The sequence below is a fragment of the Campylobacter sp. BCW_6464 genome (assembly GCF_001762775.1).
GTDB classification, from domain to species: domain Bacteria; phylum Campylobacterota; class Campylobacteria; order Campylobacterales; family Campylobacteraceae; genus Campylobacter_D; species Campylobacter_D jejuni.
Genome location: NZ_MJXM01000047.1, coordinates 124549 through 146291 on the forward strand (window position 1 = coordinate 124549; position 21743 = coordinate 146291).

A 21743-nucleotide genomic window follows, 5' to 3' on the forward strand; every position below is an offset into this window, starting at 1 on the left:
TTTTTTAATTTCTTTTTACAAAGGAGTAAAGATGCGTGAGCTTATCGAAGGTTATTTGGGTAAGAGCATTGAGGGCAAAAAAAGTAAAATGCCTGCGAAATTAGACTTTATCCAAAGTGCTTCAGGGCTTTTTTTAGGTCTTTTTATGTGGGTGCATATGCTTTTTGTTTCTACAATTTTAGTCAGTGAGGATTTTTTTAATTCTGTAGTGCATTTTTTAGAATTAAAATTTGTTTACGATAATCCTGTTATGAGTTATCTTACTTCATTTTTAGCCGCCTGTGTTTTAGTGGTTTTTTTCGTTCATGCTTTACTTGCAATGAGAAAATTTCCTATTAATTACCGTCAGTATCAAATACTAAGAACACACAGTAAAAAAATGAATCACAGCGATACTTCGTTATGGTGGGTTCAAGCTTTTACAGGTTTTATTATGTTTTTCTTAGGTTCTGCTCATCTTATTTTTATTGTAACCAATGCAGATAAAATCAGCGGCGATATGTCAGGAGATAGGGTTGTAAGTCATTTTATGTGGCTTTTTTATGCTGTTCTTTTAGTCTGTGTTGAACTTCATGGAAGTATAGGGCTTTATAGACTTTGTGTTAAATGGGGTTGGTTTGAAGGAAAAAATGTAAAAGAAAGTCGCAAAAAGCTTAAAACTGCTAAATGGATAATCAGTATTTTCTTCCTAGTTTTAGGTGTGTTAAGTCTTGCAGCATTTATAAAAATAGGTTATGAAAACTACCAAAATCAAACCCAAACTACTGCGATGATAAAAAACTACAATGGAGCAAATTATGAATATACAATATAGTGATGCTTTAGTAATAGGCGGAGGATTAGCAGGTCTTAGAGCGGCTATTGAAGTAGCAAAGAGTGGTCAAAGTGTAACACTTTTAAGTATTTGTCCAGTGAAGCGTTCTCACTCTGCAGCGGTGCAAGGAGGTATGCAGGCAAGTTTAGCAAATGGGGCAAAAGGTGAGGGTGATAATGAAGATCTTCACTTTGCAGATACAGTAAAAGGAAGTGATTGGGGCTGTGATCAAGAAGTAGCAAGAATGTTTGCTCAAACTGCGCCAAAAGCAGTGCGTGAGCTTGCGGCTTGGGGTGTGCCTTGGACTAGAGTTACTAAAGGTCCAAGAACTGTTGTAATCAATGCACAAAAAACTGTGATTGAAGAAAAAGAAGAAGCGCACGGGCTTATTAATGCTAGAGATTTTGGTGGAACTAAAAAATGGAGAACTTGCTATATCGCAGATGCAACAGGGCATTGTATGCTTTATGGTGTAGCAAATGAAGCCATTAAGCACCAAGTAAAGATCATCGATAGAATGGAAGCGGTAAGAATCATCCATGATGGTAAAAAATGCTTAGGTGTAATTGCTAGAGATTTAACTAATGGACAACTCATTGCTTATATTGCAAGAGGAACCATGATAGCAACAGGGGGCTATGGTAGAATTTATAAACAAACTACAAATGCGGTAATTTGCGAAGGAACGGGTGCAGCCATCGCTCTTGAAACAGGGCTTTGCAGACTTTCAAATATGGAAGCAGTGCAATTTCATCCAACTCCTATTGTGCCAAGCGGTATTTTGCTTACTGAGGGCTGTCGTGGTGATGGTGGAATTTTACGCGATGTGGATGGATATCGTTTTATGCCTGATTATGAACCAGAGAAAAAAGAACTTGCAAGCCGTGATGTGGTAAGTCGTAGAATGATGGAACATATTCGTAAAGGCAAAGGTGTAAAAAGCCCTTATGGGGATCATTTATGGCTTGATATTTCTATACTTGGAAGAGCTCATGTGGAAAAAAATCTCCGCGATGTACAAGATATTTGTAAAACTTTTAATGGTATTGATCCAGCAGATGAGGGTCCAAAAGGTTGGGCGCCAGTTCTTCCAATGCAGCATTATTCTATGGGTGGAATTAGAACTAAACCAACGGGTGAAAGTCAATGGTTAAACGGACTTTTTGCTTGTGGAGAAGCAGCTTGCTGGGATATGCACGGATTTAATCGTTTAGGTGGAAATTCATGTGCTGAAACTGTTGTAGCAGGTATGATAGTGGGAGATTATTTTGCAGATTATTGTAAAAATAATGGTGAAGTAATTGACACAAATGTAGTAAAAGACTTCTTAACTAAAGAGTATCAATATTTAAAATCTTTAGTAGATAAAGAAGGTAAACATAATGTTTTTGAAATCAAAAACAGAATGAAAGAAATCATGTGGGATAAGGTGGCCATCTTTAGAACAGGTGAAGGTTTGAAAGAAGCAGTAGATGAACTTGAAAAACTTTATAAAGATTCTCAAGACGTTAAAGTACATTGTAAAGAACTTGATTGTGCAAATCCAGAGCTTGAAGAAGCGTATAGAGTGCCAAGAATGTTAAAAATAGCACTTTGCGTAGCTTATGGAGCGCTTTTAAGAACAGAAAGTCGTGGGGCGCATTATAGGGAAGATTATCCAAAAAGAGATGATTTAAATTGGATGAAAAGAACCAATACTTTTTGGGTAGAAGGCGAAACCTTACCACGCATAGAATACGAAGAGCTTGATATTATGAAAATGGAAATTCCACCAGCATTTCGTGGATACGGTGCTAAAGGAAATATTATAGAAAATCCTTTAAGTGAAAAACGCCAAGCTGAAGTGGATGCTATCCGTGAAAAAATGGAAGCTGAAGGCAAAGGTCGTTATGAAATTCAAAACGCCTTAATGCCTTATGAATTGCAAGCTAAATATAAAGCACCAAACCAAAGAATAGGAGTTGATTATGAGTAGAAAATTGACAATAAAGGCATTTAAATACAATCCTTTAAGCAAAATTTCTAAACCACATTTTGTGACTTATGAGCTTGAAGAAACTCCTTTTATGACGGTTTTTGTATGTTTGACTTTGATCCGTGAAAAAATGGATGCAGATCTGAGTTTTGACTTTGTTTGTCGTGCAGGGATTTGCGGATCTTGTGCAATGATGATTAATGGAGTGCCAAAACTTGCTTGTAAAACTTTGACTAAAGATTATCCTGATGGAGTGATAGAGCTTATGCCTATGCCTGCATTTAGGCATATTAAAGATTTAAGCGTGAATACAGGCGAGTGGTTTGAAGACATGTGTAAGCGTGTTGAAAGCTGGGTGCATAATGAAAAAGAAACTGATATTTCTAAACTTGAAGAACGCATTGAGCCAGAAGTTGCGGATGAAACTTTTGAACTTGATCGTTGTATAGAGTGTGGAATTTGTGTAGCTTCTTGTGCAACTAAACTTATGCGCCCAAATTTCATAGCTGCTACAGGGCTTTTAAGAACAGCTAGATATTTACAAGATCCGCATGACCATAGAAGTGTGGAAGATTTTTATGAATTAGTGGGCGATGATGATGGTGTTTTTGGTTGTATGTCATTGCTTGCTTGTGAAGATAATTGCCCTAAAGAATTACCTTTGCAAAGTAAAATTGCTTACATGAGAAGACAACTTGTCGCTCAAAGAAATAAATAAATCTTTCCCCTTTTTAAGGGGAAGATTATGAAAGAATTATTCCAAAAAATTTGGCAAAATGAACTCCAATTTTTAAATTTTGATGCTAAATTTCAAGATAAAAACAAACTTGATACGGCCGAGTGTGCGATTATTTTAAGTGTCAATAAAGACAATTATGAAAGATATTTTCTCTTAAAAGAATTTCAAGAGCTTTGCAAAAAAATTGATTTAAGAGTGGATATTTTTAGTATACAAAATGCTCAAATTTGTATTTTAAATCTTTTTAAATCAGGTTTTATTTCAAAGCAAGATTTACTTAAGGCTCTAAAAATTTTAGAAAAAATTTCGAAAAATACCGAAATATTTGATTTTATTTCACAAGAAAAAGTTCAAAGTATAGATCAAAAAGCTTTATTTCAAAATGATTTTAAAGAATTAAACACCATTAATTTAGAGCTTCAAAAGCTAAGTTTTGATGAAAATTTAAAATCAAGACTTCAAAAAACTTTGGAAAAATTTCAAAATTTAGAGTTTAATATAGCCATCACTGGCGTGATGAATGCAGGAAAATCAAGTCTTTTAAATGCTCTTTTAAAAGAAGATTTTTTAGGGGTTTCAAACATACCTGAAACAGCTAATTTAACAGTATTAAGCTATGGTAAGAGTGAAGAAGCAAAGATATATTTTTGGGATAAGAAAGAATGGCAAAATATACTTGAAAGTTCGCACTTTAATGCAGATTTAAAAGAATTTATTGACAAGCTGGATAAGAGTGTAAATATAGAGGATTTTATCAAAGATAAACCTTTAATACAAAATATCGCACTTTGTGAGCTTAAAAATTTTAGTTCAGCTAAAAATAAAATTTCAGCTTTAATTAAAAAAATAGAAATTAAAAGTCATTTAGATTTTTTAAAAAATAATATTTCCATAGTTGATACTCCAGGACTTGATGATGTTGTAGTTCAAAGAGAAATTGTTACAAATGAGTATCTTAAAGAAAGTGATTTTTTAATTCATTTAATGAATGCTTCTCAAAGCTTAACTCAAAAAGATGCAGACTTTTTGGTGCATTGTCTTTTAAACTCAAGGCTGAGTAAGTTTTTAATTGTTTTAACTAAAGCGGATTTGTTAAGCAAAAAGGATTTAGAAGAAGTCATTGTTTATACCAAGGAAAGCTTAAAATCAAGACTTGTGGATTTAGATGAAAATTTAGTGGAAAAGATTGATTTTTTATGTGTGAGCGCTAAAATGGCAAGTGATTTTTATAAAGGTTTAGCATCTAATGAAAGCTTGCAAAAAAGTGGTATGCAAGAAGTTGAAAACTATCTTTTTAACGAGCTTTATGCAGGAGAAAAAAGTAAGATTGCCTTAAGAGCTTACAAAAAAGAATTGCATTTAGAGCTTAAAAATATTCTAAGCGAATATGAAATGCAAAATCGTCTTATTAAGGAGAATAAACAAGGTGTAAGTGAAGAAAATCAAAAGCTTTTACTTGAACTTCAAAAGCAAAACACCTTATTAAAAGAAGCACAAGATGAAATTTCAAATTCCATTGCAAAACTTAAAAATATAGATAGTGGCATAGATAATCTTGTTTTACTTTTGGCTAAAAAATTAAAAGAACGCTTGATAGATGAGTTTAAATATTTGAAAAATAATGCACAAAAGCTTAATCTTTCTCGTATTTTAAATATAGTTGATATTACCACAAAAGATGGAATTAATGATATTTTAAGAGAAATTAAATTTGAAAATATTAAAAAAATCGAGGAGCTTAAAACAAATTTATCTTTAAAATATGATTTTTTAAAAGATGATTTTGACAATGGTTTTGAAGGTTTTAAAGATGGAATTTCAAAAAATATAGATAGTATTTTTCAAAGCGAAAAATTTGCACTTTTAAGATTGAAAATTGAAAAATTAAGCAATCTAAAATCAGATTTATATGAGCTTGAAACGAATTTAGATACGGTTATTTTTGATACTTTTAAAGAATTTAAAATGAGCGAAATTTTAAATTCTTTAAATATCAATGGAGTATTTTTTGAGTTTTTAAATGATAAATTAAAACATTATGAAAAAAATCAAAAATCAAAATTAGAAAGTCTTGAAAAAGTTTTACAGAGTCTGAAAAATCAAGATATTAATATTTTAAATTCTTTTGAAGAAAATTTAGAAAAAATTGAAAAATTAAAACAACTTGAAATGGGGCTTTTAAATGCAGATTAATCTTTTAAACGATTTTATAAAAGCCTATGAAAATACTTATAGTGTGAGTTTTGATGATAGCTTTAAAGGGCGTATTCAAAAGCTTTGTAAGGAACTTAACGAGCCTTTTATGCACGCAAGTTATGCTTTAGAAAATGAATTAAAAGAGCTTGTGTTTTCTTTAGATAAGAATGTTAATATCGCTATTATAGGACAGTTTTCAAGTGGTAAATCAAGTTTGCTAAATTTGATCTTAGGGTGTGATTGTTTGCCTACGGGTGTTGTTCCTGTTACTTTTAAACCTACTTTTTTACGCTATGCAAAAGAATATTTTTTAAGAGTAGAATTTGAAGATGGAAGTGATATTATCACAAATATAGAAAAATTAGCCTTTTATACGGATCAAAGAAATGAAGTAAAACAAGCAAAAAGTTTGCATATTTTTGCACCCATTCCTTTACTTGAAAAAATTACTCTTGTAGATACTCCAGGTTTAAATGCAAATGAAAATGATACTTTAACAACTCTTGATGAGCTTAAAAATATTCATGGGGCGATTTGGTTAAGTTTGATTGATAATGCAGGTAAAAAAAGCGAAGAAGATGCCATAAAAGCAAATTTAGAACTTTTAGGAGAAAATAGCATTTGTGTATTAAATCAAAAAGATAAATTAAACACAGAAGAGCTAGATAATGTTTTAAATTATGCAAAAAGTGTATTTTTAAAATATTTTGATAAGCTTATTGCCATTTCTTGTAAAGAAGCTAAAGATGAGCAAAACTATGAAAAATCTAATTTTCAATCTTTGCTTGATTTTTTAACTCAGCTAGATACAACAGCTTTAAAAGAAAAATTTGTTAAAAGAAAAATTTTAAATTTATGCGAAATTTTAGAAGATGAAAACCAACTTTTTGTAGGTATTTTTGATCGTTTATTAAATCAATTTCAAAGTTATGAAAAGCATTTACTTTTAGCGTATGAAAATTTTTTAAAAGAGATTGAAATTTTAAACCATCAGATTTTAGAACAGCTTAAAAGCATTAGCGAAAGAATTTCTAGTGAAATTTTTGCAAGTGTTAAGGAAAAAGATGCTTATTTTTACAAAGAAAGCAAAGGATTTTTAAAGAAAGATTTATACACAAGATATGATTATAAAGCGCCTTATATTTCAAGCGATGATGCTTTTTTGGCGATGTTTTATAATAGTGATGTGATGAGTAAAGAGTTTAAAAAAATCAAAAATGAACTTTATAAATCTTTTGAAGAAATCAAGATGAAATTAAAAGACTTTATAAACATACTTGAGAGAGAAATTTTGCTTTTTAAAGCAGAATTTTCAAATATACAAAAAGATCACATTTTCCAAAGTGATAAAAATTTTAGTGAATTAAGAGCTTTTTGCAATGCAAGTGATGAGTACTTTTTGAAAGATTTTAAGGAGCTTTTATTTAAAAGTATTTTAGAGCTTGATTTATTTTTTGAAAAATTAAATCTTAAGGCTTTTGCAAATTATGAAAATGCTACGAAACTAAGCCTTGCATTTTTTAGTCGTAAAATCAATGAAAGTCGTGTTCTTTATGAGCTTGATAGTTCTGAATTCGTACTTTTTTATCCTAAAAAAAGCGAAATTTATGAAAGAGTTTTAAATGAATTAAATGTTTATGAGTTTGAAACTTTGCTTATTAATAAGCCTATTTTGACAAAAATTGCAAAAAATTTTTTAGAACAAAGTCAAAATTTAATCCAAGAAAAAAATAAATTTTTAGATCTTAAAAAAGCAGAACTTCAAAAAAGAAGAGCACAGATTTTAAATGTTAGAGAAAGTATAAAGGAAGATTAATGAGAATATTTTTAACTTTATTTTTATTTTTTAATTCATTATTTGCATTAAGTGAACTAGAAGAGGGTTTAAAACTTTACGAGGCAAATAAATTTGATAAAGCTTATGAAATTTTTAAAAGTCTTTGTGAAAAAGATATTTCTAAAGCTTGTTTTTCTTTAGCTTTTATGCATGAAAGTGCTAGGGGTGTGAGTAAGGATTTAAATCAAGCTTATAAATTTTATGATAAAGCTTGTAAATTGGGTTTAGCAAATGCGTGTTCTAATATGGCTTTGCTTTTGCAAAATCAAGGTTATAAAAATGAAGCTCTTTTGGCTTTTAATAAAGCTTGCACTTTAGGAGAATCGTTAAGTTGTAATAATATAGCTTTATTTTATGAAAAAGAAAAAGATGGACAAATGGCCTCAAGTTTTTATAAAAGATCTTGTGACTTAAAAAATGCAAGAGCTTGTTATCAGTTAGGATCTTTATATGATAAAGGAGAACTTGTTAAAGCAAGTGTAAAATCTGCTCTTGCTTTTTATTCTAAATCTTGCACTTTAGGTTTTGGTGAGGCTTGTTATTTGCTAGGACGCTATAATCAATTAGAAAAACAAGATCTAACAAAGGCAAAAAGATATTTTGGAATGGCTTGCGATCAAAAACATCAAGAAGCTTGCGCAGCTTATAAAGAACTTAATTCTAAAGATATAGAGCTTTATTAAAAGTTCTATTTTCATTACTTTCAAAGATATACTTAAATAAAATTAAGAATAACACAAAATTTATCGCTTTTTAAAGTTAAATTTATATTAATAGGACTAATATAGTCTTGTTTAAATTATTATCAAGGAGAAGTAATGCAAGACAATATTATTGATCGCAGAAGCTTTTTTAAACTAGGGCTTCTAGGTGGTTCTGTAGTAGCAGCTAGCACTATAGGTGGCGGTGCTGTTTTAAAGGCAGCAGAACTTACGCATTCGCATCAAGCTTCACAAGGGAAATCAAATAAAGTTAGAGGTAGAATGTTTTTTCAAACTCAAACTGAATTTGATACCTTAAGTGCAGCCTGTGAAAGAATTTATCCTAAAGATGAGCAAGGAGAAGGAGCTATAGGTTTAGGCGTGCCTTATTTTATCGATAATCAGCTAGCTAGTGCTTATGGTTATAATGATAGAGAATATATGCAAGGGCCTTTCATGGAGGGTAAAGCTGAACAAGGCTATCAAACTCCTATGCAACGCAAAGATATTTTTTTAGAAGGCGTGCATGCTCTTGAAGAAAATGCTCAAAAGCGTTATAAAAAATCTTTTTCTTTGCTTAAAGGTGGAGATCAGGATAAAATTTTAAGCGATTTTGAAAAAGGAAAAATTCAAACTACAGGTTTTAAATCTTCTTATTTTTTCACACTTTTAAGAGATATGACAGTAGCTGGAGTTTTAGCTGATCCAATTTATGGCGGAAATGATAATAAAAATGGTTGGAGAATGATGCAATATCCAGGCGCACAAATGAGCTATGTGGATAAAATTGCAAGTGATGAATTTTTTAACATTGAACCTATGGGTTTAGCAGATATGGAGAGTTAAAATGGCTGAAGTATTAAAAAAAGTAGATGTGGTAACAGTTGGAGCAGGATGGACTGGAGGTATAGTGGCTGCAGAGCTTACTAAAGCAGGTTTAAATGTACTTAGTTTAGAACGCGGACATATGCAAAGTACTGAAAATTTTAATTTTATCCATGATGAGTGGAGATATGGGATTAATTATGGTTTGATGCAAGATTGCTCGAAAGACACTGTGACTTTTCGCCATGATCCTAGTGGTTTAGCCTTGCCTTATCGTAAAATGGGTTCGTTTTTATTGGGTAATAATGTTGGCGGTGCAGGGGTGCATTGGAATGGTTGGACTTTTAGGTTTATGCCTTATGACTTTGAAATTCAAACCCTAAGCAAACAAAGATATGGTAATAAATTAGGTAATGATTATACCTTGCAAGATTGGGGTGTGACTTATAAGGATATGGAGCCTTATTATGATAAATTTGAAAAAACCTGTGGGGTATCAGGTGAGCCAAATCCTTTAGCAGAAAAAATGGGAGCTTTTAGATCTAGTCCTTATCCACAAGAACCTCTTGAAAATACTAAAATGCTTAAACGATTTGAAAGTGCAGCAAAAAGTTCAAATTTACACACTTATCGTTTGCCAGCTTCAAATTCTAAAGGTGGCTATACAAACCCTGATGGTCAAGATTTAGCTCCTTGTCAATACTGTGCGTATTGTGAACGCTTTGGTTGTGAGTATGGCGCAAAAGCAAGTCCTTTAAACACAGTAATTCCAAAGGCTATGAGCACAGGTAAATACACCATACGCACTTATAGCAATGTAACGCAAATTCTTAAAAAAGACGGAAAAGTAACAGGGGTAAAATTTGTCGATACTAGAACGATGAAAGAGTATATCCAGCCTGCTGATATAGTTGTGCTTACAAGTTATATGTTTAACAATGCTAAGCTTTTAATGGTAAGCAACATAGGTGAGCAATACGATCCAAAAACAGGTAAAGGAACTTTAGGTAGAAATTATTGTTACCAAATGAATATGGGTACAACAGCTTTCTTTGATGAGCAATTTAACACCTTCATGGGTTCAGGTGCTTTAGGAACTACGAGTGATGATTTTAACGGAGATAATTTTGATCATTCTAAGGAAAAATTCCTTCATGGAGCTATGATTTATAGCGTTCAGCTTGGAACTCGCCCTATACAATCAGCCCCACTTCCAGCAGGAGCTCCAACTTGGGGTGCTGAATTTAAAAAAGCATTAAACTATAATTTCACAAGAGCTATTACCGTAGCAGGACAAGGTGCTTCTTTGCCTCATAAGAATAATTATTTAAGTCTTGATCCAACTTATAAAGATGCTTTTGGTATGCCACTTTTACGCTTAACTTATAATTTCACCGATCAAGATAGAGCTTTGCATAAATTTATCACAGATAAAACAGCTGAGGTAGCAAAAAGAATGCAAGGAGTAAAATCAATTAAAAAAGGCGCTTATCTTAAGGATTATAGCGTTGTACCTTATCAATCTACTCATAACACAGGTGGAACAACCATGGGCGCAGATAGAGAAACTAGTGTGGTTAATACTTATTTACAACACTGGGATGCGGATAATCTTTTTGTTGTAGGAGCAGGAAATTTCCAACACAATAGTGGATATAATCCAACTGATACTGTGGGAGCTTTGGCTTATCGCTGTGCTGAAGGTATTTTAAAATATCATAAAAGTGGAAAAAGCTTAGCTTGATAATAACTTGAGAGTTTTTGAAAACTCTCAAGATTATAAATTTTTAATTTTCTTCCGATATAGTATATAATATCAAGGAAGGCGAAAATGATTAATGGTACAAATTCTTATTCAAACTATAATTATACAAAAAGGCAAATGTAGTCTGCTCTTGGTGGTTGGAATCCAAGATTATTTTAATAAAATATCATAAAAAAAGGGTTTTCTATGGTAAATTTTGATACTCAATATACAAATATCAATTATCTAAATAATAACACAAGCAATAAAAAAGCTGTGCTTAAAAATGATGATGATGCTTATTATGAATCCATAATAAAAAAATTTGGAGATCTTGAAAAATTTAAAGAAGAAAATGGCTATAATGGATCTGCTGATGTAAAAGAAGTAGAAAACTCTTTATATAAAAGATATATGGAAGATAAACTAAGCAAGGATGAAATAAAAATACTTAATAAATTTGGCACAGACTATCTTACAGAAGGCGTAGATTTGTCCGCACTTCATAGACGAAAAGTTGATCTTTTAAAAACTCTTACAAGTATGAATGAATTTGAGAAAATATGGGGTGCTGAAAGGGCACAAAGGGAAAAACAATTTTTTAATGAACTTGGTAAGCCACTTACTCAAGAAGATATAGATAGGTTCTTAACTAATAAAAACAATCAAAAAGAAGACAAAGAAACTTTCAAACCTATACAAGCAGAAAGTAAAAACAAAGAAACTTACAAAGATGATAGTAAAATGAATGAGCTTGTAAAAAAACTATTAGAAGGTAAATTTAGCACTAGTAAAGAATTAGAACTTCTTTTTGGTGTGAAATTTAGTGATGATGCAGGAGAATTTAACAAAATCCTTTCTTTAAATTCTGCACCAAAAAGTATAGATATTAAGGCTTGAAAATGCAAAAATTTAAATTATAAAAAGGATAAAAAATGTTAAATATCTTAACATATAAATTCAAGCCATCATTTTCATAAGGAAATTTTTTATTTAAATTAAGAATTTTAAGATGCGATGTTGAATTTAATGTCGTTATTTTGTGAGTTTTGTTGATAAGTTTTGGCTATGAAATTTTTAAAATCTTTATCAAAATTTGAATTTTTATCGTTGTTTTTTGAATCTTTATCTGTTTTTTCTAAGCTATTTTCTGAATTTTTGTCATCTTTTTCTTTATTTTCTTCTTCTTTTTCTTTGGCTTCCTCGGCTTTAAGCTTCATTGCTTCAGCTCTTGCTTCAAATTCCATTTTTGCAGCATTTGCTGCAACTTTATAGTCTTGTGGGCTAGGATCAGCAGGAGCCATAGCTGCTGCTGCGATTTGTCTTGCATTGGCTATAGTTTCTTCTGGTGTGTTTCCTTTTTGCATGCTGATAGGAACTTCACCCGCTGTAGCATACATTTGATTATCAGCGCCTCTTGTGTAAGTAAAACTTGCGGCACCTGCTAAGCCACCGCCCGCTGCTTGATGTGCAGCTTCATGAGCCTTTACATTTCTATCGATACTTTGGAGTTCGCGAACTTGAGCTACTTCTTTTTGGCTTAGCTCTACGCCATTAACCATTTGGGTTTGTTCGCCATTTTTTTCTTTGTCATCTTTATTTTCACTAAGATTTTTTTCATCTTTTTGAGTGGAATCAGATTGATTTGTTTTATCAAAAGAAGGTTTGCTAGAGTAGTAATCATAAGAGTTATAACTTGAACTAATTTGCATTTATCCTCCTTTTTGTTTTTTAAATTTTAGGAATTTTAACGCATTTTGACTTAAAAATTTGATAAATTTTGTAAAATAATCATAAATACAATTTCAAAGGAATGTAATGATTTATGAAAATGATTTGATTTATATAGAGAAAGAGGAGGCTCAAGTGCCTTGGCTTAAAATTTTTACTAAAGAAATTTATAAAGAATTTAGCGATTGTCCTTTAGAGTTGCAAAAGGAACTTTTTGAAAAAATTTTAATTTGTGAAAAGGCTATGATAGAATTTTACAAACCTGAAAAAATCAATATCGCCTCTTTTGCAAATTATGTGCCAAGGGTGCATTTTCATGTTATGGCAAGATTTAAAGAAGATGCGTTTTTTCCTGAGTGTATGTGGGGAAAACAGCAAAGAGAAGCAATAAAGCTTGATTTGCCTAAATTTGAAGAATTTGTAAAATTTTTAAATAGTAAAATTTTTTAATTTTTATTAATGATTTGTTATGTTTTATCTAATAAAATTTTTATATTGAAAATTACTATAAAAAAGGAAAAAAATGAAAAAAGTTTTATTGAGTTCATTGGTTGCGGTGTCTTTGTTAAGCACAGGTTTGTTTGCTAAAGAATATACTTTAGATAAAGCACATACAGATGTAGGTTTTAAAATCAAACATTTACAAATTAGCAATGTAAAAGGAAATTTCAAAGATTATTCTGCGGTGATTGATTTTGATCCTGCGAGTGCTGAATTTAAAAAGCTTGATGCAACTATAAAAATCGCATCTGTAAATACAGAAAATCAAACAAGAGATAATCACTTACAACAAGATGATTTTTTCAAAGCAAAAAAATATCCTGATATGACTTTTACAATGAAAAAATATGAAAAAATCGATAATGAAAAAGGCAAAATGACAGGAACTTTAACTATAGCTGGAGTTTCTAAAGATATCGTTTTAGATGCTGAAATCGGCGGTGTAGCTAAAGGCAAAGATGGAAAAGAAAAAATAGGATTTTCTTTAAATGGAAAAATCAAACGCTCTGATTTTAAATTTGCAACAAGTACTTCAACTATTACTTTAAGTGATGATATTAATTTAAATATCGAAGTTGAAGCAAACGAAAAATAATTTTTTAGTCTAAGAGTCTTGCTCTTAGACTTTGTAAATTTTTATCCAAATTTTCTTCACTTTCTTGCCAAATCAATTTAAAATCCGGTTTAAAATTTTCATTTTCTAAATTAAATTCCGTGTTTTTCAAGGTGGATTCTAAAAAAGCAAGATGATTTAAAGCTTGATTTTTATCATTAAAAATTAAAATAAAATCATTTTCTACGATAAAAATTTTTGCTCTAAAGCGTTTTAAAATTTTTGCAATTTGTTTTAAAATGAGTTTGGTATAGCTTTCTTTGGTATCTTTTAGTTCATTAAAATGAAGCAAGGCAATGATATAGTTGTTTTTTCCTTTTGTAAAGCGTGTAAGGCTTTTTTCATTGGGTAGCTTTGTTAAGGTGTCAAAAAAAGCTAACCTATAAGCGTAATTTAAAAGATAAAGACAAAAAACCAAGCTTGCAAATTCAAAATATCTTATTCCTGCTCCTTCTTGGAATAAAAATTGAAAATACGCAGTAAAAAATGCGATAAGAAGATAATATTCTTTAGTTTTAAAGGTTTTGATAAAAATGAGTATTAAGCCGACTAAAAAAAATAAAAATCCTAATTCACTCACAGGTTTAAAAAAATCTAATGCAATAAAATGAAATTCTAAACTAGCGCTATTAAAAGTAGTATTTCTAGGTAAAATGATACTTAAAATGCCTATAAAAATAAGGGTTGTAATTGAAGCAATATTTTTTTTATTTAAAATTAAAGCATGGTGTTTTCCAAGGCAAAATAGGGTAAAAACCATAGGTAAAAACAAGGCGACAAATAAATTAGCTTGAAAAAAACTTGTATAAAAATAAGGTAACTTGGCTCCTAATAATACTAAAGTCAAAAAGAAAATTTTTGAATTTTTAAAGTAAAAGGATAACACAAGTGCTGAAATTTCAAAAATAAAGCTCAATGATATTAAAAAATCTAATAAAAACATTTCAAATCCTTGATTTTAATAAAAGTGATAATTGTATAGAAAAAAGCTTAAAAGCGGGTTTTATTTAAATTTAGCAATTTCATCTTGTATGGTTTGTTCTATATGAAGTAATTCTTCATGAGTTTTTTTGCTATTTTCTAAAAGTTCATCAAATTTAAAGCCAAGCATAACAATACGATATAAATTGGGTTTATATTTTCTCCAATTATATAAAGTGCTAACATCAATGTCTAGTTCATATGCCATATCACGCTTGCTCTTTTTTGTCATTTTTTACCTTAAAAATTTAGCCTTTAAAAAATTTTACATTAAAATTTCTTTATTAAAAACACTTGAAATATTCAATCTTTTATATAAAATATATTTAATATTTCAATATTAATTAAGTTATAGTATGGAATAATAGTTTTTATAAAATTTTTATTTAAGGAGAATTACATGGAAGGTGCAAGTGGCGGGTCTATTTTTGTAACAATATTATTGTTTGTATTATACATGTTGCCCGCTATTATTGGTTTGAGCAGAAAGCATTCTAATTGGCTGATAATTTCTTTGCTAAATTTGTTTTTTGGTTGGACTATTATTGTTTGGCTTGTTTGTTTAATATGGTCTTTTACGGGAAGTTTTAAGCAAACTATTATTATTAAAGAAAAAAATGAGAAATAGGAGAAAAAATGACAAAATTTTTAAGCATTTGTAGTTTAATTGCGATGTTGTTAAGTGGTTGTGGAAGTGATTTTCCTGGACAACCTAGCGATGTGGCTAGAGTTCAGCAAAACAAATATCCAAATGGAAATTTAAAAGAAGAAATTCCCTATAATAAAGATTCAAGAATACATGGGTTAAAAAGAGCTTTTTATGACAATGGTCAGCTAAGAGCTGAAGAAAATTATAAAAATGGAAAAAAAGATGGAATTAGCAGGGAATATTCTAGAAATGGGCAATTACTTGAGGAGGTTCATTTTAAAGATAATCGCGGATATGGTGATTTTGCAAGCTATTATGAGAATGGAAATATGAGAGCAAAGGGAAAACTACTTGGCTATAATGAAGATGGTATGCCAGAATTTGAAGGTAATTACAAGGAATATTATGAAAATGGAACTTTAATGTGTGATTATAATTTTGATAATAAAGGTAAATTTGATGGAGTGCAAAAGCGTTATGATGAAAATGGCGCCTTAGAAGACGAAGAGAATTATAAAAATGGACTTAAAAATGGAGTCTTTAGAGAATATAAAAAAGGGGAGATTGTAAGAGAAGAAGAATATAGAAATGGTATTTTAGTAGCAAAACCTAAAAATTAGAGGAGTTTAGATATGTTTAAAAAAGTAATTTTATTTTTCTTAATGGGGTTTGCCTTGCTTCAGGCCAACTCATTAGACAAATGTGATAATACGGCAGTTGTTTCAAATCTTAAAGAAAAAATTCCTAGTGAAATTTTTAAAAATCTTTATGAATTATCCGGACTTAAAGCCCAAGGGATTGATTATGAAGATTATGTAAAAGGCCTCAAAGAAATGGCTAAACATGATGGAATGGTAAATTACACTGATATGATCGAAATTAATTCCATTTCAAATTTTGATCTTAATTTTGATTCTTGTATGGCTACGATTAATGCTGTCTTAAAAGGGGAACAGAGAAAAGGTCTTTGGAGTGTTGTTTATAAGGTTTCTAACATAAATCAAGTGAAAATTACAGATATAACTTATATCAATGGAGATTTCCAATAATATTTTTATTAAAGTAAGTCAATAGAATTAATTTCATGACTTACTAATATTTTATACTCAATTAATTTCAAGTCTTTTTTTGATACAATTTCTTAAAAATTTTTATAAGTAAAAAATTTAAGGAAAATCATGGTTGAAGTAAAAAATCTTACTATGCGTTTTGCAAATCAGCTTTTATTTGAAAATGTTAATTTAAAGCTTGTTAGAGGACAAAGATATGGACTTATCGGTGCTAATGGTGCGGGAAAATCGACTTTTTTAAAAATTCTTTCAGGAGAAATTGAGTCAAGTAGTGGTGAAATAGTATTTGATGAAGGCTTGAAAATCGCAGTTTTAGGACAGGATCAATTTGCTTTTGAAAACTACACCATCAAAGATGCAGTGATGTGTGCAAATAAGCGTTTATATGAGGCCTTAAAAGAAAAAGAAAAGCTTTATATGAGCGAGGAATTTACTGATGAGATCAATGAGCGTTTAGGTGAGCTTGAGATAATAACGGCTGAAGAAGATCCAAATTATGATTGTGAAACACGTTGTGAAAAAATTTTAAGTTCTTTAAAGATTAAAGATTTTGATGCTTTAATGAGCACCTTACAAAGTGCGGATAAATTTAAAGTCTTACTGGCTCAAGTTTTATTTTTGGGTGCGGATGTGCTTTTTTTAGATGAGCCTACAAATAATCTTGATTTAGAGGCGATTTCTTGGCTTGAAAATGAACTTTTAAGACATGAAGGGACTTTGGTTGTCATCTCTCATGATAGGCATTTTTTAAATAAAATTTGCACAAGAATTTTGGATGTGGATTTTAAACAAATTCGTGATTTTGCGGGAAATTACGATGATTGGTATATGGCTTCAACGCTTTTGGCAAAACAAGCTGAGCTTAAACGCGATAAAACCTTGAAAGAAAGAGAAGAATTAGAAAATTTCATTCGCCGTTTTAGTGCGAATGCTTCTAAGGCAAAACAAGCCACAAGCCGCGCTAAGGCACTTGAAAAACTAGAGCTTGAAGAGATTAAAATTTCAAGCCGTAGAGATCCTAGCATAGTTTTTAGAACCAATCGTGAAATAGGTAATGAAGTTTTAGAATTTAAAGGTATAGGCAAGGCTTATGATAAACAACTATTTTCAAATTTGGAGCTAAAAATAGAAAAAAATGATAAAATCGCTTTGATTGGGGCAAATGGTGTGGGCAAAAGTACTTTGGCAAAAATCATCGCCCATGCTATAAGTCCAGATAGTGGATTTATACATCTTGGGGCAACTATAGAGCTTGGATATTTTCCTCAAGATACAAGTAATTTAATTTGTGAAAATTTGAAACTTTACGAATGGCTTATGAGTGAAAAATTTAAAGATCTAGATGAAATCCGTAAGTGTTTAGGTAGAATGCTTTTTAGTGGCAGTGATCAAGAAAAGATGGCAGCAAGTTTAAGTGGGGGTGAAAAACATCGTTTAATGCTTTCTCGTTTAATGCTAGAGCGTCCGAATTTTTTGCTTTTAGACGAACCTGATAACCATTTAGATCTTGAAAGTATTATTGCATTAGGTGAAGCTTTATATAATTTTAAAGGTGTAGTGCTTTGTATCAGCCACGATAGGGAGTTAGTTTCTGCTTTTGCTAATAGAATTTGGCATTTAGAAAATGGTAAGCTTACGGATTTTCGTGGAACTTATCAAGAATTTTTAGGAGAAAATGATGGCTAAATTTAGAATTCAATACAGCGCAGGTTTTGGGCACTATACGCAAAATCACAAGGGTTTTGGACCTACGATTTATATAGAAGAGGTCGTAGAGTTTGATAATGGCAAGGATTATTTTGATTATATAGATTTTTATAAAACTTATTCAAAGAGCGATGATACTTATTTTCATATTAGTTTTTTAGAAGATAGACCTCTAAGCGATAAAGAAATCACGATTCGCAATGAATACCGCAAAATGCGTGATGAAAACTGTAAAAAAGCCAAGGAAGAATTTATAGCCAATAATGAGCTTGATGTGGAGCATTTGCCTACTCATCATGATTGAAAAACATTAATTTTTGCATAAAAAAGGAACACTTTTTGCTTGTATAGTTTTTGCATATTTTGAAAGGAGAAAACTATGCAGGTAAATTATAGAACGATCAGCTCGTATGAATACGATGCTATTAGTGGTCAGTATAAACAGGTGGATAAACAGGTTGAAGATTATTCTTCATCTGGAAATTCTGATTTTATGGATATATTAAATAAGGCGGATGAGAAGTCAAGCGGAGATGCTTTAAATTCTAGCAATAGTTTTCAAAGCAATGCGCAAAACTCAAATTCAAATTTAAGTAATTATGCTCAAATGTCAAATGTTTACGCTTATCGTTTTAGACAAAATGAAGGCGAGTTGTTTATGAGAGCTCAAAGTGCTAGCGTTCACAATGATCTTACACAACAAGGTGCAAATGAACAAAGTAAGAATAATACTTTGTTAAATGATTTATTGAACGCAATTTAATCAAAAGCTCCATTTTGGAGCTTTTGTATTTACTTGCAAGAATTTATAATTTCTCTATTTCAAAAGGTGCAAAATTTTTACAAAAAATTTCAAATTCTTGCTCCTCTTTTTCATTTAATTTGATATGTAATATAGCTTTGCAATCCTTAAAATCTTTTGTGAAATTAAAAGAATAAGTTTTTAAAAAATGTTCAAAACGATTTAAATTTTTTAAATCAATAGCAATGGTTATATTTTTTTTCAATTCGAATGAAAGTAAAGAAGAATTATTAATCACGGCATTTGCCGCATCATTATAGGCTCTTACAAGTCCCCCTGTACCAAGTTTTATACCGCCAAAATATCTTACAGTGATTAAAGCCGCATTGATAAGATCATAGCCCCTTAGAACATTTAAAGTTGGCATTCCAGAAGTTCCTTTAGGTTCTCCATCATCGCTTTTATCTTCTACAATTTGATTAAAATCATTTAAAACACGATAAGCATAGACAAAATGAACAGCTTTTGGATGCTCTTTTTTTAGCGTTTCTATTAAAAATTTAAAATCTTTAAAAGGGCAAAGAAAAGATAAGAAAATAGATTTTTTAATATCGATTTGTGTTTGAAAAATTTGATCAATAGTTTGCATTTTTGCCTTTTTTTGTTTAAAATTATACTTATAAAAACTAAAATCAATTTGATGTTAATTTTTAAGATGTTTGATATTTATATGATTTGCATTGATATTTTAAGTTTAATTTTGTAAAATTTTCATTATGGAAAAAATCAAAAATTATAAACTTATCATCATTTTACTTAGTCTTGATTTGTTGGCTTTGCTTTATGGAATTTCAACACTGAGTATTAGTACTGATGAAGCTGATATTTATTTTGGTGAGCAGGGTAAATCACTTATTTTTTCCCATAGTTTGCTTTATTATATATCTCATTTTGGAACTTTTATTTTTGGGCAAAATGATTTTGGTTTAAGGCTTCCTTTTTTATTTTTTCATTTTTTAAGTTGTTTGCTTTTGTATTTGCTAGCTTTAAAATATACTAAAACTAAAATTGATGCTTTTTTTTCTTTATTGTTATTTGTTTTATTGCCGGGTACTGTTGCAAGTGCTTTACTGGTTAATGCCGCATCTTTGGTGATTTTTTTAACCCTTGCTATATTATGTGCTTACGAATATGAAAAAAAATGGCTTTTTTATATATTATTGATTATAGTGTTATTTGTTGATAAATCTTTTAATATTTTATTTTTAACTTTTTTCTTTTTTGGAATTTATAAAAGAAATGCTATTTTATTTACCTTATCTCTTGTTTTGTTTGGAGCGAGTATTAGTTTTTATGGTTTTGATACAGGTGGTCGTCCAAGAGGTTATTTTTTAGATACTTTAGGAATTTTTGCTGCATGTTTTTCTCCTTTGGTTTTTGTGTATTTTTTTTATACTATTTATCGTTTGACTTTTCAGAAATATAAAAATTTATTATGGTTTTTAATGAGCGTAACATTTGTATTTTGTTTGTTGCTTTCTTTAAGACAAAAACTTTTTTTAGATGATTTTTTGCCTTTTTGTGTTATTTGCACTCCTTTACTTATAAAAACTTTAATGCAAAGTTATAGGGTGAGATTACCAGTTTTTCGATTAAGGTATAAAATCTTTATAGAATGTTCTATAATTTTTTTGATATTTTGTTACTTTTTAATCGTCGCTAATCAATTATTGTATTATTTCATAAACAATCCAAATCGTCATTTTGCCAATAATTATCATTTTGCTAAAGAATTGGCGCTAGAATTAAAAAAACAAGATGTTTTAGAGCTTGCAACAGCCCCAAGTTTGCAAAAAAGATTGCGATTTTATGGAATAAAAAATAGCAATAAGTTTTATTTAAAAGCTTTAAAACAAGCCGATAAGCATGATATGGACAAAAAAATTGTTAAAGTAAAACTTGGAAAATATGAAAAAGTATATCAGATTTTAAACTATGATTAAAGCTTTCAGTTTGTTGGAATTTGTGTTTATAATTCTCATTTTAGGTATAGTTTTTAATTTAGGCAGTCTTTACTTAAAAAAAGACAATCTACTAGAAGGTGCAATACAAATTCTTAATGATATCCAATATACCCAAAGTTTAGCCATGATGCAAGAAGGCATAAGAGTTGATGAGTTGGCTATCGCAAAAAGAGAGTGGTTTAAAAGTAAATGGCAGATTTATTTTATAAAATCAGCTGCCACAGGTTATGATCAAACATATACTATTTTCTTGGATAAAAATGGCGATGGAAATGCTAATTTAGGTAAAACTGAAATCAATATAGATAGAGAAATTGCTGTTGATGTAATCAATCATAACAAATTAATGAATTCAGGTCAAAGTGGAGTTATTAGTAAAGATGATGAAAAAACTACACAAAGATTTAATCTTACAAAAAGATTCGGAATAGAAAAGGTTGAATTTAAAGGATCTTGTTCAGGATTTACTAGATTAGTATTTGATGAAATGGGCAGAGTGTATTCTCCGTTAAAAAATGCCAATTATGCATATGAAAAAACTTTAGCAAAGAATAATTCAGATTGCATTATACGTTTGTTATCAAAAAAGGATGCTCTTTGTATCGTTATAGATACGCTTAGCGGTTATGCTTATATTCCAGATTTTAAAACACTTAAAAGTCAATTTGTTAATATAAAAAATAAAAATTACGAGTGCTCTAAAATATAGCCCCCATTTTTTAACCCACCAAATACTTATATAAATACTTACACAAATATTTATATTATTTAATCCTTTATTTAATCCCCTTTTAAGTTTAATTGGTTATACTTTCATTTCCTTTTTTGAAAAAAAGGACTTAAAATCTTTTAAATTATAAAGTTTCACTAACTGAGTAGATTTTATAAATTAAC

General features: G+C 30.1%; 23 protein-coding genes. 19 read left to right on the plus strand and 4 right to left on the minus strand.

Translation table 11 applies throughout. The features are described from left to right. The first annotated feature begins 31 nt into the window (after window positions 1-31). The 9 genes from AJ885_RS05930 to AJ885_RS05970 all read left to right on the plus strand — a co-directional run bounded on the left by AJ885_RS05930 (window position 32) and on the right by AJ885_RS05970 (window position 11731). The gene (locus tag AJ885_RS05930; RefSeq protein ID WP_002854660.1) at window positions 32-814 is read left to right on the plus strand and encodes a fumarate reductase cytochrome b subunit; all 783 of its coding nucleotides are present in this window, start codon (window positions 32-34) and stop codon (window positions 812-814) included. Then, a complete protein-coding gene (locus AJ885_RS05935; protein WP_002854193.1) occupies window positions 798-2789 on the plus strand; it encodes a fumarate reductase flavoprotein subunit in 1992 nt (663 codons plus the stop codon). Before AJ885_RS05930 ends, AJ885_RS05935 begins: the two co-directional genes overlap by 17 nt. Beyond that, complete coding sequence (locus tag AJ885_RS05940; RefSeq protein WP_002854302.1) at window positions 2782-3507, plus strand: fumarate reductase iron-sulfur subunit; 726 nt, start codon at window positions 2782-2784, stop codon at window positions 3505-3507. Before AJ885_RS05935 ends, AJ885_RS05940 begins: the two co-directional genes overlap by 8 nt. 27 nt (window positions 3508-3534) lie before the next feature. Beyond that, the gene (locus AJ885_RS05945) at window positions 3535-5721 is read left to right on the plus strand and encodes a dynamin family protein (RefSeq protein WP_070210146.1); all 2187 of its coding nucleotides are present in this window, start codon (window positions 3535-3537) and stop codon (window positions 5719-5721) included. Beyond that, window positions 5711-7540, plus strand: a complete 1830-nt coding sequence (locus tag AJ885_RS05950) for a dynamin family protein (RefSeq protein ID WP_070280880.1) — start codon at window positions 5711-5713, stop codon at window positions 7538-7540. Before AJ885_RS05945 ends, AJ885_RS05950 begins: the two co-directional genes overlap by 11 nt. After that, a complete protein-coding gene (locus tag AJ885_RS05955; RefSeq protein WP_044778528.1) occupies window positions 7540-8244 on the plus strand; it encodes a tetratricopeptide repeat protein in 705 nt (234 codons plus the stop codon). Before AJ885_RS05950 ends, AJ885_RS05955 begins: the two co-directional genes overlap by 1 nt. Window positions 8245-8379: 135 nt before the next feature. Beyond that, entirely contained in the window at window positions 8380-9108 is a 729-nt protein-coding gene (locus AJ885_RS05960; RefSeq protein WP_002870810.1) for a gluconate 2-dehydrogenase subunit 3 family protein, read from the plus strand. Window position 9109: 1 nt separating this feature from the next. Next, window positions 9110-10831, plus strand: a complete 1722-nt coding sequence (locus AJ885_RS05965) for a GMC family oxidoreductase (RefSeq protein ID WP_070210148.1) — start codon at window positions 9110-9112, stop codon at window positions 10829-10831. A 207-nt stretch (window positions 10832-11038) separates the two neighbouring features. Further along, window positions 11039-11731 carry a hypothetical protein gene (locus AJ885_RS05970; RefSeq protein WP_053872204.1) on the plus strand — a complete coding sequence of 231 codons (693 nt, stop codon included), beginning with the start codon at window positions 11039-11041 and terminating at the stop codon, window positions 11729-11731. 107 nt (window positions 11732-11838) lie between these two features. On the opposite strand, the gene AJ885_RS05975 is transcribed toward AJ885_RS05970, so the two are convergent. Next, window positions 11839-12543 carry a putative metalloprotease CJM1_0395 family protein gene (locus AJ885_RS05975; RefSeq protein ID WP_070280882.1) on the minus strand — a complete coding sequence of 235 codons (705 nt, stop codon included), beginning with the start codon at window positions 12541-12543 and terminating at the stop codon, window positions 11839-11841. 106 nt (window positions 12544-12649) lie between these two features. Here AJ885_RS05975 and AJ885_RS05980 point away from each other — a divergent pair, with 106 nt between their 5' ends. Together AJ885_RS05980 and AJ885_RS05985 are read left to right on the plus strand one after the other, a co-directional pair. Further along, window positions 12650-13012, plus strand: coding sequence for an HIT family protein (locus tag AJ885_RS05980; RefSeq protein WP_044778533.1), 363 nt, complete (start codon window positions 12650-12652; stop codon window positions 13010-13012). A gap of 73 nt (window positions 13013-13085) precedes the next feature. After that, window positions 13086-13658, plus strand: coding sequence for a YceI family protein (locus AJ885_RS05985; RefSeq protein WP_002868710.1), 573 nt, complete (start codon window positions 13086-13088; stop codon window positions 13656-13658). 4 nt (window positions 13659-13662) lie between these two features. On the opposite strand, the gene AJ885_RS05990 is transcribed toward AJ885_RS05985, so the two are convergent. Beyond that, window positions 13663-14619: a membrane protein gene (locus AJ885_RS05990; RefSeq protein WP_044778534.1), complete on the minus strand. Its 957-nt coding sequence runs from the start codon at window positions 14617-14619 to the stop codon at window positions 13663-13665. 60 nt (window positions 14620-14679) lie between these two features. Next, entirely contained in the window at window positions 14680-14889 is a 210-nt protein-coding gene (locus AJ885_RS05995) for a transcriptional regulator (protein ID WP_002778401.1), read from the minus strand. A 168-nt stretch (window positions 14890-15057) separates the two neighbouring features. Here AJ885_RS05995 and AJ885_RS06000 point away from each other — a divergent pair, with 168 nt between their 5' ends. The 6 genes from AJ885_RS06000 to AJ885_RS06025 all read left to right on the plus strand — a co-directional run bounded on the left by AJ885_RS06000 (window position 15058) and on the right by AJ885_RS06025 (window position 18846). Continuing rightward, window positions 15058-15285: a superinfection immunity protein gene (locus AJ885_RS06000; protein ID WP_002855619.1), complete on the plus strand. Its 228-nt coding sequence runs from the start codon at window positions 15058-15060 to the stop codon at window positions 15283-15285. Window positions 15286-15293: 8 nt separating this feature from the next. Then, a complete protein-coding gene (locus tag AJ885_RS06005) occupies window positions 15294-15926 on the plus strand; it encodes a toxin-antitoxin system YwqK family antitoxin (RefSeq protein WP_044778536.1) in 633 nt (210 codons plus the stop codon). A 12-nt stretch (window positions 15927-15938) separates the two neighbouring features. Next, a complete protein-coding gene (locus tag AJ885_RS06010; protein ID WP_044778537.1) occupies window positions 15939-16355 on the plus strand; it encodes a hypothetical protein in 417 nt (138 codons plus the stop codon). Window positions 16356-16484: 129 nt separating this feature from the next. After that, the gene (locus tag AJ885_RS06015) at window positions 16485-18062 is read left to right on the plus strand and encodes an ABC-F family ATP-binding cassette domain-containing protein (RefSeq protein WP_044778539.1); all 1578 of its coding nucleotides are present in this window, start codon (window positions 16485-16487) and stop codon (window positions 18060-18062) included. Continuing rightward, entirely contained in the window at window positions 18052-18387 is a 336-nt protein-coding gene (locus AJ885_RS06020; protein WP_002859498.1) for a hypothetical protein, read from the plus strand. The genes AJ885_RS06015 and AJ885_RS06020 overlap by 11 nt, the downstream gene beginning before the upstream one ends. Before the next feature lie 75 nt (window positions 18388-18462). Beyond that, entirely contained in the window at window positions 18463-18846 is a 384-nt protein-coding gene (locus AJ885_RS06025; RefSeq protein ID WP_070210150.1) for a hypothetical protein, read from the plus strand. 43 nt (window positions 18847-18889) lie between these two features. Here the strand turns inward: AJ885_RS06025 and AJ885_RS06030 are convergent, their stop codons facing one another. Next, window positions 18890-19474 (minus strand): IMPACT family protein, encoded by a 585-nt coding sequence (locus tag AJ885_RS06030; protein ID WP_070210151.1) that lies wholly within the window; start codon window positions 19472-19474, stop codon window positions 18890-18892. Between the two features lie 127 nt (window positions 19475-19601). Between AJ885_RS06030 and AJ885_RS06035 the strand changes: the two genes are divergently transcribed. Both AJ885_RS06035 and AJ885_RS06040 read left to right on the plus strand, forming a co-directional pair. Beyond that, complete coding sequence (locus AJ885_RS06035; protein ID WP_070210152.1) at window positions 19602-20828, plus strand: hypothetical protein; 1227 nt, start codon at window positions 19602-19604, stop codon at window positions 20826-20828. Continuing rightward, complete coding sequence (locus tag AJ885_RS06040; protein ID WP_053872949.1) at window positions 20821-21558, plus strand: hypothetical protein; 738 nt, start codon at window positions 20821-20823, stop codon at window positions 21556-21558. The genes AJ885_RS06035 and AJ885_RS06040 overlap by 8 nt, the downstream gene beginning before the upstream one ends. Window positions 21559-21743: the final 185 nt, after the last annotated feature.